Source organism: Microbacterium cucumeris, assembly GCF_058349845.2.
Genome location: NZ_JBYRIZ020000001.1, coordinates 1197857 through 1211564 on the forward strand (window position 1 = coordinate 1197857; position 13708 = coordinate 1211564).

The window sequence follows — 13708 nt, forward strand, 5'->3', positions numbered from 1 at the left end:
CGAGCCGGCCAGACCCTGGCCGGTCAGGCAGCTAAACCTGTGCCTCCTCCGTCCGTCCCGGGCCATCCAGGGAGAGGGAGTCCAGGACGAACTCCCGGAGGACGGATGGATCGACATCGGGGCTTGGGAGATCATCCAGCTGATACGAAAGCCCGGTCCTCGCTGCCTTCACCTGTTCAAGAAACTGTGACCTCGTAACAGTCGAGACAACCGCCGCAAACTCCGGTTGGGCGAATCGCATCTCGTACGTGATGTCGCTTCCCACCCACCGAGAGAAGCGAACGAAGGCGCTGGCAACGCGCACGTAGCTGTCAAAACTATCGATTGCGTTGTCAAGAAGGCCCTCGACCATCTCGACTCCGTAAGACCAGGCGATCAGTTCGATTGAACTGGTCAATCGAACGTGGTCGTCGAGCAACTCATCCTTTCGGGTGCGAACGGCATTGAGCCAGTAGTCGGCGAAGCCTCGAGCAATCGACTTGGCGCGATCACGGTCCCGGAGAACGTTCGTGAATTGCATGATCACCGTGAACGAGTCCACTTCGCCAACCGCTTCGATAACGTCGGCCGCTACGGCCTGTCCTGCCTCCACGCTCAGCGCGACTTCTCGCGCCAGCCAGGGAGTTAGAGTCGTGCGCGGCGAACCGGGGATGCGAGGGTCCGTGAGGCGACGTCGGGCACGCTCGAGCAGAAATTCGACCAATGCGCGGCTGGTCGAACTTGCATTGCTCCGATGCTCAAACGCGCGCTTGTATCCGAGATTCGCGGTCGCGTCTGCACCGTCGAGCAATGCGATGAGCTCGTCCAGCCGTTGTGACTCTCCTCGGTCGACGAGGTCGTCGACCACAGCCGCGATCAACTCATCACTCACATCATCCTCGGGAAGCGCCAGCAGCAGGTATCGCCCGAAGTAGACCTCATCTGCCACTGACCGTGGATGTGCGTAATGGCTGCTCACTTCGTCCAGACTGATGCCGGGGAACAGTAAGTCGAGCACCCTCGCTATGTCCCGTGGGTCGCCCGCTGGGTAAACGCCGCGGATTCGCGCTAGCCAGTCGTCGAGCGGGATCTTCTCACTAGTAAGCAAGCCGGTGCTTCGGGTCCCAGACTTCAGTTCCGAGTGCCAGCGAGACAGCTGGCTCCAAACGCCATGAGCCTCGAGGCGCAACCATGTAACTCCGGCGTAGTCGAGCACGTCGAGCTCAGCGTCTCGAACGTGAGTTGCGAAGGCCAGCAACTGCGACCGAAAGCGCCCCAGGGTTCGGGGCGTTCTGATCATGGGAGCAAGCACATGTGCGAGTTCGGCCTCACGCTGTAGCCCAAGATCATCCAGGCGGGCGCCGCTTGCCTCCATCAACTGACTCAGCGTCTGGTGGGTTAGTCGTAGTGTGGCGGCCCGCGAGATGGGCGGTACTTCGAATGGGTATTGGACGATCTTCTCCATGAAGGAAGTGGCACGCCCCACGGACCCACTAACCTCAAGGAGTTCCTCAATCGTCGCCTGGTCGTACGCCATCAAGTAGTGGATTCCCCGGAACCTGCCGAGCAGTCGCACCACGCGCAGCAAGTTCATGAGCTCGGACCCAGCCAGCCGGTCCACATCGTCGATCACGACCAGCACCCGCGTGCCCACCTCGGCAACGGTTGAAGACAGCTCTTCAAACTGCTTGTGCCAGGGCGGCCGCGATGCGAGGGTGGCGAGCACTTCGTTCGCTACACCGCCGGCCGCCGCGCCCGCGAGGGGCACCGCATTTAGTAAGGGCGCGACAAATCCGGCGTACCGGGCGAACTTCGCGCGCGTCTCCCCAGACGCGGCGACACCAAGTGCATCAGCGAGAGTCGACACGAATTCGAAGGACATTGCACTCGTGTCTCCGCTTGACCACGGCGTGAAATCCGCAACGATCCAGTCATCAGACAGCTTCGATCTGACCTGCTGGATGATGGAGGTCTTCCCAGACCCCCATTCCCCGACCAGCCCGAAAACTGTGCTTGGATCACTCGCGGTGCTTTCGCTGATTTGAGAGACGACGGTGGCGACAAAGGGTCCGCGACCAAGCTCATCCCCAGTCGCGTCCGTTAGCGGCTGATCGGCCCACGGTGCCGGGTCGTGCGGGTGCCGTTCGTATGCCATGGTCACAGATTGGCACGATCAAGCGTGCGGACCTCTTCACACACGCCCAGCCGGGCGTTGCACACCGCTGGAGGGCGCGTTGGGACTGGCACTCGCGACCGGGTCGCTCACGTACTCGTGTCGAGTCGAGGCCGGTTGGTCGTCAACCTGCTACAGCGGGATCTGCCCACCATCTGTCCATTCCACAACCGCGCTCCCCGAGCAGCGTGCGAGAAGATGGGAGCGACCGGCGGATTCGCCACCATTCACCACGGGATGAGGGGTTCTACAGTGACCGACATGGCGGGCTCGGTTTACCGAGGGGTAATCGCGACGACGAAGCCGACCGTTCTTACCTCTGGCGAGCACGTGGTCTTCGCGAGGCAGGCGCTCGAGGGCATGATCACACAGATCGACGGTGGCTTCATTCCGCTCTCTGAAGAGCATCTCACCATCTACCCGCCTTTGGGACGAATCGTTAGTGGGGCGCTCGAGCCGACTGAAGACGGCTACGAGGCGTTGGTTATCGAAGGCGTTACGTTGCCAATCCACGACCGCGATGACGACAACGATCCGTTCGCGTCGTTGAGCGACACGCCGGAGGAACCGCCGGAGTCCGTCGAAGTCAACGTGCAGGTTGAGACCCGGAACTTCGAGCCCGAAGTGTGGAGTGAACTCGCGGTTGCCAGCCCGCTTCCCATCCATGAGGTTCAGAAGTGGTCATCGCTGCCGCCCATCGAGTGGCTGCTCGCCATTCCGGTTACGTGGGGCGCGGCGAAGTTCGCAGGCAGCTTCCTCGAGCGTCTCGGAGGGTTGACCGCAGATCGCCTAACCCAGTGGATCGGGCGCGCCTCGGATGCAGCGAAAGAATCCGGACGCGATCGGTTCGTGACCCTCTCGTTCGATCTCTCGGACGGGCGCCGACTCTTGGGCTTCGTCCCCTTCTCTGCGGGCACCGACCTTACCGAGCTTGGGACCGCCGTCGACAGCGCTGGCAAGCTGGCCGAGATCGCTGGGAGCTGGCGGGATGCAACCAGGGTGGACGCTCAGATCGTCGCATATCTGTACTCCGCTGGGCAGTGGCGCCTGGCGTGGTTTGTCACGGACTCGATGGTTCTCAGAACGCCCTACTTCGTCAAGCATCTCCCAGATCCGTCGCGCTTCCTCCAGGAATAGGTTGGCCTTAGGCCACGCTCAACGCGTCAGGACTCAATCGGCCAGTTGCTCCACGGCGTCTTGCTCTGAAAGCTCCCCTTCGTCGTGACTCGCGGGGTTCGAATGCCGACGTAGCAGTCCTCCGCAAACGCCGTGATTCCTCATCGCAAGCTCAGCGAGGTCATACCGCCGTCGTGATTCGCGGCCGAAGTCGAGCCTTCCCGACCGTCTGTCGGCGGCGCTTTGATTCTGAACGGTTTCGGCGTGGCGGGTTCAAGCGATCGTCGCAACAGCGCCCGCCAAGCGGGCGCCTCTGCATCCCCGCCCCGCACCCGGGATGCTCATCCCGAAGCCGCAGCGTGGGCGCCGGTAGGCGGAAGTGAGGAACCGGTGCGCTATGTTGAACTCCACTGCGGCCTCCGAACACCTCTCGAGGACCCCATCACGTCACGGACTCAACCCGATGCGCGCTCAGCAACTACGGCGTGGCGTGCGATGAGGACAGGAGCGCAGCATCGGCTACGCGTCAGCGTCCCGACATCCGACGAATCACCGACGCATACTCATCGAGCGCCTCGAAGATGCCCCGGTGCTGCCACACGCGACCGCGGCTCTTCCCTGTGGTCTCCGTGAGCACGGCCCGTTCGGTGAGCGAATCGAGCGCGCGGAGCGCGGTCATCTCACCGAGGCCGAGCGTGTTCTTGAGGTATCTGACGTTCACCGCCGGCTGCCCCACCAGGTGCGGCAGGATCTTCCACGCCGCAGCATCCGCGCGGATGCCCGCCATCTTCGCGCGGGAATCCTCGAGTTGTTCGACGAGGTCGTCGACGAGCCGCGTGCCCGTAGCGGCTGCGATCCTGCTCGCGCCGGCGAAGGTGCGGATGGTCGGACCGGCATCACCGACGCGGAAGGAGCCGAGGGCCTCGAAGTAGCGGGGCACGTCAACGAGGAGGCCGGCAGAGATCGGCACAGCCGTCGATCCGACGAGGCCTTTGTTTCGCAGAATCGACTGCGCGAGGGCGCGGCCAGTGCGGCCGTTGCCATCGGGGAACGGGTGGATCGTCTCAAACTGTGCGTGTGCCACGGCGACTTGCACGAGCACGGGCACGTCCTGGCGTCTCACGAACTGGACAAGGTCCTCGATCGCACCGGGAACGCGATCCTGATGCGGTGCGACGAAGTCGGCGAGGCGAGGACCGGCTTCTCCCTTCCCGACCCAGACCTGCTCGGTGCGGAATCGTCCAACTTCCTCGGATGGGAAGCCCGCCTGGTGGAGCATCAGCGCTCTGTGCATCGCCAGAATGGACCGCTCGCTGACATCATCGGCCAACTGGAGGGCAGCCTCCATGGCACGGACATTCCCGACGACCGCGAGCGCGTTCGCTTTGGCGCCCTCGTCGATCTCCGCGAGGGCCAGCTGCTTGGCCGACGTCGTGAGCTGCTCGATCTGCGAGCTCGACGCCGACTCCGTACGCAGCAGGATCGCCGTCATCGGCCCCAGCGCGGGGTTGCCCGTGCCGAGCTTCCGCTGCGCGTGATGGTCGAACTCGACCAACCGGCGAGTCGCGTCCTCGACATCTGCCGAGTCTTCGCTCGAGATGACAGGAGTCCAAGCGGCTATGGCCGGCGTCACCGCTGCCTCGTATGCTCCAGTCTGGCGCTCCACTTCGGCTCGCGAGTGCATCTGGGGTGCGCGCGGCGTCCAGTCGAAGGTCTCGTACGTCACCGCGTCGATAGGGACAGGACTGCTGGCAGGTGTAGCCATGGATGCATGTTACCAACACTTAAGCCAATAAATGTTGGTAAAGCCTGTCGCCACTAACACTACGTTGCGATTCCGCGCCCTGCCCACGGCGGCTCCATGACCGTCGGCCCGGTAGAGATCGTGGCCTCTTGCCTCCGTGCCGCACGTCTCATCTCCGCCGCCGCTGCGCGCGTGGCATCCTGGATCGTCAGTTCTGGCGTTCCTCGCTGCATCGACTCGGCGAGGCGCTCGCGGGCCGCGGCATCCGTTCGTGCGACCACGATCGCGAGATTGCGCACCCGCCCGCGTGTGAGGCCTACGTAGAGCCCCGCGGCATCCACATCCGGTCCGACGACCGAGGCATCCGCGGTGTCGCCTTGCACGCCGTGCACGGTGGACGCGTAGGCGAGTTGCAGATACTCGCGCGCGTACTCGGCAGAGACGCGCGCCATCTCGCCGCTGTCGGTCACGGAGACAAGCGACACGAACCCGTCGCGAATGCCGCGCACGATCCACTGCGCGCGATTCTCGACGCCGGTGTGCCGGTCGTTGCGGCGGGTTTGGACGGTGTCGCCGACGAGGATGCGCTGCTCCCCCATGCCCCAGGTGACGATGCTGACGTCGAGTTCGCCCTGGTCGACTCTCCGTTGCTGGACGGCGTCGTTGATCGCATCCGCCTCCGCATTCGAACCAGACACCAGCGTGACCCGCTTGCCGCGCGCGTGCCACTCAAAGTACGCCTCGATCATCCGCTCGCGCGCTGCGTCCTGGTGATCCACCCGGGCGACGTGACCGCGCTCCAAGAGCTCGGCTGCGACCATCAGCGCATGCTCGCGGTCGCCCGCGTCGCGGAGCCGGAGCGTGAGCGCCGCGTAGTCAGGATCACGGAACCGATGCACGGTATCGAGCTCGACCGCAGCGTTCGCGTGCCGAATCGCGGATCCCATCGCACCCGCGTGTCCGACCGGCAACGCCTGATGCGTGTCGTCCACGAAGGCCAGCCCGACCCCGTGCTCGATCGCGAGTTCGGTAAGGATGTTCGCCGTCTGCAGGTCGACCATGCCAGCCTCGTCGACGACGATCCGATCGCGTGGGTGCAGCGGGAATCGTGCCGTGCCGGCGTAGACGACTCCGGTCGTCGGATCTGTCTCCCCAACATGGAGCCGCGTCCAGACCATCGCGCCCGCTTCATCGGCGCCCCACCGGTACCCGTAGTCTGAGAGCAGCGCGTGCAGGCTGGATGCTTCGGCTCCGACCTCGCGCGACGCCACCGACGCCGCCTTCCGGGTCGGTGCGACGACGAGCATCCGCCGTCGTTGCGTCGAGAGTGCCGTGAATGCGACACGGAGCATCGTCGTCTTGCCCGCGCCGGCCGGCCCAGTCACTGTCACGAGCCCGCCCGTGCCGGCGATGGCGCAAGCGGCCGCCCGTTGCGAGGCATCCAAGATCGCGTGGTCTTCTTTCGGTGCGAGCCTTGTCAGTTCGGTGGGCACCAGCGAGCGTCCTGGCTGCGCTATGGCATCGAGGCGGCCGACGAGACGCACCTTGGCGCGCAGGGTCTCGGTTGCCATGAAGGCTTTGACGTGCGACGGCGGGGCGTCCGCGACGAGTCGGTGCACCGCACTCATCGCTTGTGTCGTGATGTCGGCGATCACACCGTCGAGGCGGTCACGCTCCGTGACGATGCCAGTGCGGGATAGTGCGCGGATCGCACCGGCGCGAATGTCGAAGCGGCTGAATCGCCCTCCGCAGGAGGTGGATCGCTCGTCCGCGTCGACGACCGCTTGCGCGGCGAGCAGGTCGAGATCGAGCGCATCCAGGTCTGCCGCGGCAACGGGCCTCGGCGCGCGCGGGGCAGTGAGTTTCGGGGTGATGGCCGTGATCTCGTCACGGATACGCGCCTCCCACGCCGCCTCGTCAAGGTCGTCCGGCTTGTTCGGTCGTGCGATGGCCCATGCGCGCCGGTCGATCTGTTGGAGTGCGTCGACGCTGGGCAATGATCCTCCGTGCGACGCGGACCACTCGGCGATCAGGCGTGCACGGTTCGTCTCGATCTGTGCGGACCGCCGCGAGAGGGGTCGCACAGCGTCGGCAAGTTCGGAGATCTCGCCCGATTCGTCGAGCGTGTACCCGTGGTGCGCGAGCGCGGTGATCCATGCGGGGTCTGTGCGGGCGGCGAGCTCGCCCTCGGCGTTGACGACGGTGTGCAGCTTCATGGCGACGCGCGAGTCGAGGTTCGACCACTTGCCGTCGGCGCCGAGCACTTTGATGTTGAGCCAGAGGTGCCGGTGGATGTGCGGGTCGAGTGCGCGTGAGCGCCGGTGCTGCAGCTCAACGACCTCGAGGCGAGTGATGTCCTCTCGGACGAGCCCGCCGTGTCCGCGGCGAGCGTTGAGCTCGGTCTGCCAGGTGAGCAGGATGCGGTCGCGCAGCCGGTCCTGGAGTGCCTCGAACTCGGCGGCCAGTTCTGGATGCAGGAGTGCGGCGATGCTGTAGGACTTCGGGTGATTGATCGTCCCATCGAGCAGCAAGTCGGCATCCGGACTCAACCGTTGCTGGCCGCGCTCCTCCCCCGCGATCGGATCATGCCCGGTGAGCCAGACCCGAAGACCGCCGGCCGTGAGCTCGTCGGATGTGATGACGCCGTTGTTGACGATGAACCGGGCGACGGCGGAATCGGATGCTGCGCTGTACGCCTCGAGCGCTTCCGCGCCTGTCGCGTGGTGGATGTGGGCGTCGCAGGTGCCCTCCAGCGCATACGAGATCGCCCGCCGAACCCCACGAGATTCGACACCTCGTTTCCAGCGCTCGAGACCTCCGCGCATGCCGTCAGGGTAGGCTCGTTTTTAGCTATTGGCCAGGTATTTTTGCGGGTTGTAGGTAACTGTAGCGAAGAGGTGTCGCAGGTTGTCGCCCACCGTGGGTGCCTGCGTGCATCGTCAGCTGGCTGCATCGATCGTTAGTGACAGCATCGACATTGACGACAAGATCGGTAGCGATGGGCCACACTACTGGACGTGAACGACGTGATCCACGTAGGGTGCGCTACGCGCGGCTCGGCGGATCACTCAGCCTTCGACTCCATCGTCCGACGGATCGGAGATTTGATCCTGTGCGGAGACCGTCGTCGCGACAGCCTGCGCCGCAGCTGCCTCCTTCTTTGCCTTCTTCTCGTCGTACATCAGTCGATCTGCAGTATTGATCACCGTTGACGTGTCCGAATCCACATCCGGCCATATTGCGATGCCCGCACTGAACGAACGACCAGTCTGCTGCACCCTCCGTTGCGCGGCCTGAACCGCTGTTGTCAGTGGTTCGTGGCTGTCTGCGAACGCCACGACGATGCCGAACTCGTCGCCGCCGTATCGGAATGCTTCCCCTCCGATGTCCCCAGCGGCGCGGCGCAACTCCTCGCCGATTTCGCGAAGGAACGTATCACCGGCTGCATGTCCGCCGGCGGGGTCATCGTTGATTTGTTTGAGCCCGTCCGCATCAACGGAGGCGTAGGCAAAACGGCTCTCAGCCTCTGCCAACGACGCAACGAGCGCCTCCATCTTCCGCCGATTGCCTAGGCGCGTCAGCCCATCAATCTCGGCCTCCCCACGCCAGGTGCTGACCAGAAGGCTCACTGCGGCCTGCCCCACAAGCCCCAGCACATCGAGCGCGGACCTTAGATCCGCGGCTGGGTCCTTTGCTGCTTCCCGGACGAGCGCAGCCAACTGGAGATACTTGGCCTCTCCCGTCGCCGCGTACTCCGTGCTGGCGAACCCGATTGCAGCGCCAACGATGATCGTGTCAGGCGGCTGCGTTCCACCACGTACACGCGAAAGGATATGGGCGGCAAGACCCGACGAGTCTTCTGGTTCAGGGTATCGGCGCATCAATTCGTCGCTCCGACACGCACGCTTCCAGTTCTCGATCAGCTCGTCGACGCTCACGAGGCGCCCCCACGGCTCTCCGCAGCAAGCGGCCAAATACCGAGTGCTCGTTGAGACATGTAATCCTGCCTCTTCATCACGTCTTCGAGCGACGGCGTCGACCACGGCGCAATTAGACCTCCAGCACGTTCAGCAGCCTCAACGAGATAGTTGAATCGATCCATCGGACGATTCGGAACTGACTTGGCGTCGTCGTGCCGCACGAGAACGAAGTTGCCGAGTCTCCCCGGCAGGTCGGCCATATCTTCGACCGGGAGTACCTCCTCCCACGACCCAGCCGAATCAGTCCGCGGAATGATTGCCACCGGGACGAGAGCGTTTGCCCAAGTTGGCAGCGATTCTCCCTGAGCCAGAGCTCGAAGGAGATAGCGCGCGGTTCGGACGCGGTGGATCTTTCGAGATGCGAACGCGGTCGCAAATTCCGCATCGCGCGGCACCAATTGCCGGACGTCCTGCCAGACGCTTGCAACCGAATCCGACCGATGATTCGTAACGCGAACTGCTGCCTCAGCGAAGAGTCGCTCCGCCGTGCCACCTCCAGAGACGCCGCTCATCAACGATCGGACGGACCAGCTCACCGTGGCCTGAAGGACTTCTGCTGCTTCTTCAGCCTGCAAAACGCTCAGGGATGCGAGAGCAAGGGGCCTGTATTGCTCGAGCCCCAATTCGAGCAATACCCCGGCCGCCTCACGCGCTCGATCGGTTTGCGTCTCCCAATAAACGTTGGCTGTGTCAGTGATTGCCGCATAGACAGGCGCCCGCCGCGCTAGATCCTCCAAGGCCTCCATTGACTGCTGCTCTGAACGGACAGCTGCGCGGATGAACGTGTAGAGATCTCGCTCCCTCGTGGCACCCCGACGTGAACTCCACCACTGGCGGATATAGCTGGTGAGACTAGCCCCTGCTCCCGCTTCTTCGATCGTCTGGGCCGCCAGCAGCCACAGCCCTGACGCCTCCTCCAGTCGACCTCTAGCCAAGCTAAGGAAGTAATTCTTGATCACGTCGGCGACGGCCAGCGGCAATCCGCGGTCATTCAGCGTCTCGAAGACCATGAATGCGTCCGCCTCGTCAGCGGTCTCCATGAAGATGACTTGCGCGTTGCGATCCACGAATTCCACCCACTGGATTAGGCGATCGGCCCACCGGGGTCCGGCCGAGTCCGCCTCATCCCTTACGTGATCTCGTAGCCGTTCGAAGGCACGCTCGAGCAGGGGACGATCGGCTCCCGGATCCGCCGTCGGCTGTCTCAGAACTGCGGACTTGAAGAATCCACGATCGGCGTCGTTGAGATCGAGTCGAGGCTCCTCGGCGTTCCTCGCCAAGGACCAACTCGTCAGATATCGGTTCTGAATGGCCAAAGCTCGATCATGCTCGCCGCCGGCGGCAAACGCGTCACGGATTGCTGCGATCAAGAGCGACGTCGTGGCGAGCCTTTGCTGCCCATCAATCACAACAGCAGTAGAGCTTGACGTGCGGCTGACCACAACCGTTCCCATGAAATAGTACGGCTGTGCAGATGTGAGTGCCGCGCGAAGATCGAACCAAAACTCGTCCACTTGATCGATCTTCCAGGAGTAGTTGCGCTGGAAGGGCGGAACGCTCAGGCTCACGTCGCGCAGGACGTGTCCTATCCCACGAAGATTCGCGTCTAGTTCCAACTTATGCACGCTTACACCCCTCTGGCCTGTTTCGGTGCTAATTGCGACAACCACTGCTGAGCTCGACGTGGTCGAGCTTATCGACTTCTAACGCTTACAGTTACACCTACGGCGTTGTCAGCACTGAGTGCCGTCAGCTCCGGCATTTGGCCGCTTCAGCGATCGCGGGCCGCGCATTAGTTGTCGTCTAACGAGTCCGAAGCGGATCGCGCCGGCGCGGCGTCTGCAATGGAGTGACTATTGGGGACAGAGACCCGCCCACTGGCGGCCCACGCCGGACCTCGCCACAGTTTCATCTTCAGCCTTGAAGGCGAGCGTGCGGGCTTCCGAGCGCTTGAGGTAGCCGACGATCACCCCGTAGTGCTCGACTGCGAGTCTCACTCGGCGCACCCGCCATCCCATGTCGCGGTGAGTTGGACGCCCGGCGTACGCAGCAGATCGAAGACCTTCCGCATGTAGGTCGTCGGCCTGCCGGATTCGATGTCGCTCACCGACCGCTGCGAGCTCCCCAACTGGTCCGCGAGCGCCGTCTGCGACAGCCCTTGAGCGAGGCGAGCCTGTTGAATCACCAGGCCGGTGTCGCCTCGAGAGCGAAGCCGTACCGCATGGTCGCCCATCTTCACACCCCATTACGTTCTCCAGATTTCCGCATAGCGAGGCGCGAGACTTTCCCGACAGGATCTCCACCTCGGGCGATCAAATCCAACGCACATCGCGGCCCGCTCCGACATTCGGCCGCCCCAGCGATCGGGCGCGGCGCAGTGCTCGACGTCGAACGGCTGCTAAGCGGAGCGCGCCAGCGCGGAGTCTGCAAGGAGTGAGCGGCGAGAACGGAGCCGCGCCCGATCGCTACACTCTCGGCGTCGGAGGGAGGCGCGCCTCCCGCTCCAACGCCAGTTAGCGACATCCTGCTTCATCTATCCACAACCGTCACAGATCGCGTTGATGGGGCCCTGCAAGAGTCCGACACTAGGCGCATACTTGACGACTAAGCCGGTCAATCGGAGGTCGACATGGGCACCATCACGCCGTATGAAACGGTACATGGCCGCCGGTACCGCGTGCGCTATCAGAAGCCGGATCGCACGGAGACGCAGAAGCGCGGCTTCACGACGATGCGGGAGGCAGAGCTCTACCTGTCGATGGTGACGGTGTCGAAGTCGAAGGGCGAGTACGTCGATCCGTCCTCGTCCCGCGTTCCGGTGCAGATGTTCGCGGACAGTTGGTTGCGTTCCAAGCAGCCGCCGATGTCGAAGCCGTCGTACTACATGACGCTCGAGCGGGCGTGGAAGAACCATGTGGCGCCGGTGTGGGCGGATCGGGAGATCTGGTCGATCCGGCGCTCGGAGGTCCAGGACTGGGTGTCCGACCTCGCAACCCAGCGGTCGCGCACCGTCGTCCTCCGCGCCCTCGGCGTCCTCGCCGGCATCCTCGATGTCGCGATCGACGATCGGCGGCTCGCGAGCAATCCGGCCCGCCACATCCGCAGCCTTCCTCGGAAGGGTCCGGGCAAGCGTCGCGTGTACCTCACGCATGATCAGGTGGCGACGCTGGCGGCGTGCTCGACGCATCCGACGCTGGTGCTGACGCTGGCGTACACGGGCCTGCGCTGGGGCGAGGCCACGGGACTGCGGGTGCGCAGTGTGAACCGACTGCGGCGGCGCTTCGTGATCGAGGAGAACGCGGTGATGATCGCGTACGAGATCCATGTCGGCACACCCAAGACGCACGAGAAGCGGTCGGTGCCCTACCCCGAGCGGCTGGCCGCGATGATCGAGGAGGCCTGCGCGGGCAAGGGGCCCGAGGGGTTGCTGTTCGGCGATGGGGTCAATCACATGCGCAATTCGGGTGCGCAGGGCTGGTTTGCGAACGGGGTGCGCCGGGCGCAGGCAATCGATCCATCGATCCCGCGGCTCACCCCGCACGATCTGCGGCACACCGCCGCGTCGCTGGCGATCAGCTCGGGTGCGAACGTGAAGGCCGTGCAGCGGATGCTCGGGCACGCTTCGGCGGCGATGACGTTGGATACCTACGCCGATCTCTTCGATGACGACCTGGATGCCGTCGCATCCCGGCTCAACGCCGCCATGCCGCTGATCGCGCTGCCGACGGGCCCACAGACCCGGCACACCCGACCACGATCGGCGCAATGAGCAGATTGCTCAGTTCTCCGATACCTCGCGTCACGGCCGAGATGCTCGATTTTGACGTCCTGCGACGCCCGATGAAGCCCCCTGCAGGACCTCGTCGCAGACCCACTTTCGACCTCATAGGAGATTCAAATCCGGCCAAAAACCGGCCAAAAACGAGATCTCTGTGGTCTGACCTCGGAAGAAACTCGTGGTCAGAGCGAAAAACAGACGGTGCCCCTGGAGGGACTCGAACCCCCAACCGTTTGCTTAGGACGCAACTGCTCTTCCATTGAGCTACAGAGGCTGGCTCGACCAGTCTACCCAGGCCGGACGAGGTGCTCCGTCTCCCCGCGCCCGCAGACGGCGGCGGTCACGCCGCAAGCGCGAGATACGGCTCCCACCGCGGATCGCTGCGCTCCGTGCCGCGCACGGTCCAGCTCGTGCCTCGCGGAGGGCGCGGCGTGATCCGCAGTTCCCACCCCATCTCCTGCGGAGTCCGGTCGCTCTTGATGTTGTTGCAGCGCAGGCAGCAGGCGACCAGGTTCTCCCAGGAGTCCGCCCCTCCTCGCGAGCGCGGCAGGACGTGGTCGATCGTGGAGGCCGCCTTGCCGCAGTACCCGCAGCGCTGGTTGTCGCGACGGAGCACGCCGCGCCTGGTCACCGGGACGCGCCGGGTGGAAGGAACCCGTACATAGCGGCTGAGGATGATGACGACCGGGCGGTCGAACGAGCCGTGGCTCGCCCAGACCGGATCGCCTTCCACATGCTCGATCACGGTCGCCTTGTCGTTCATGACGAGCACGAGCGCTCTCTTGAAGGACACCACGGCGAGGGGTTCGTATCCGGCGTTCAGGACCAGTGTGCGCATCTTCATCCTCTCGATACGCCGGGACGGCTTCCCGGCACTCTCGACTCACACGAGGCCGCGCGGGCGGAGGAACGCAGGGACGAGAAAAGGCGCCGTCTCT

At 64.2% G+C, this 13708-nt stretch carries 9 protein-coding genes and 1 tRNA gene; 2 read left to right on the forward strand and 8 right to left on the reverse strand.

Going from position 1 to position 13708, the window contains the following annotated elements; genetic code table 11:
* Positions 1 to 31 precede the first annotated feature (31 nt).
* Positions 32 to 2134 (reverse strand): P-loop NTPase fold protein, encoded by a 2103-nt coding sequence (locus AC3RXZ_RS05925; protein WP_491493421.1) that lies wholly within the window; start codon positions 2132 to 2134, stop codon positions 32 to 34.
* Positions 2135 to 2404: 270 nt separating this feature from the next.
* On the opposite strand from AC3RXZ_RS05925, the gene AC3RXZ_RS05930 reads away from it, so the two are divergent.
* Positions 2405 to 3289, forward strand: a complete 885-nt coding sequence (locus AC3RXZ_RS05930; RefSeq protein WP_491493422.1) for a hypothetical protein — start codon at positions 2405 to 2407, stop codon at positions 3287 to 3289.
* Between the two features lie 505 nt (positions 3290 to 3794).
* Here AC3RXZ_RS05930 and AC3RXZ_RS05935 read toward each other — a convergent pair.
* From AC3RXZ_RS05935 to AC3RXZ_RS05955, 5 genes are all read right to left on the reverse strand, one after another.
* A complete protein-coding gene (locus tag AC3RXZ_RS05935) occupies positions 3795 to 5033 on the reverse strand; it encodes a Fic family protein (RefSeq protein ID WP_491493423.1) in 1239 nt (412 codons plus the stop codon).
* A 59-nt stretch (positions 5034 to 5092) separates the two neighbouring features.
* A complete protein-coding gene (locus tag AC3RXZ_RS05940; RefSeq protein WP_491493424.1) occupies positions 5093 to 7837 on the reverse strand; it encodes an AAA family ATPase in 2745 nt (914 codons plus the stop codon).
* 243 nt (positions 7838 to 8080) lie between these two features.
* The gene (locus tag AC3RXZ_RS05945; RefSeq protein WP_491493425.1) at positions 8081 to 8950 is read right to left on the reverse strand and encodes a GGDEF domain-containing protein; all 870 of its coding nucleotides are present in this window, start codon (positions 8948 to 8950) and stop codon (positions 8081 to 8083) included.
* Positions 8947 to 10560, reverse strand: a complete 1614-nt coding sequence (locus AC3RXZ_RS05950) for a DUF262 domain-containing protein (RefSeq protein WP_491493426.1) — start codon at positions 10558 to 10560, stop codon at positions 8947 to 8949. The genes AC3RXZ_RS05945 and AC3RXZ_RS05950 overlap by 4 nt, the downstream gene beginning before the upstream one ends.
* 425 nt (positions 10561 to 10985) lie before the next feature.
* Positions 10986 to 11225: a helix-turn-helix domain-containing protein gene (locus AC3RXZ_RS05955; RefSeq protein WP_491493505.1), complete on the reverse strand. Its 240-nt coding sequence runs from the start codon at positions 11223 to 11225 to the stop codon at positions 10986 to 10988.
* Positions 11226 to 11621: 396 nt separating this feature from the next.
* On the opposite strand from AC3RXZ_RS05955, the gene AC3RXZ_RS05960 reads away from it, so the two are divergent.
* Complete coding sequence (locus AC3RXZ_RS05960) at positions 11622 to 12761, forward strand: tyrosine-type recombinase/integrase (protein ID WP_491493427.1); 1140 nt, start codon at positions 11622 to 11624, stop codon at positions 12759 to 12761.
* A gap of 211 nt (positions 12762 to 12972) precedes the next feature.
* On the opposite strand, the gene AC3RXZ_RS05965 is transcribed toward AC3RXZ_RS05960, so the two are convergent.
* Positions 12973 to 13044: transfer RNA gene (locus AC3RXZ_RS05965), tRNA-Arg, on the reverse strand.
* A gap of 66 nt (positions 13045 to 13110) precedes the next feature.
* The gene (locus AC3RXZ_RS05970) at positions 13111 to 13608 is read right to left on the reverse strand and encodes an HNH endonuclease (RefSeq protein WP_491493428.1); all 498 of its coding nucleotides are present in this window, start codon (positions 13606 to 13608) and stop codon (positions 13111 to 13113) included.
* Positions 13609 to 13708 lie beyond the last annotated feature (100 nt).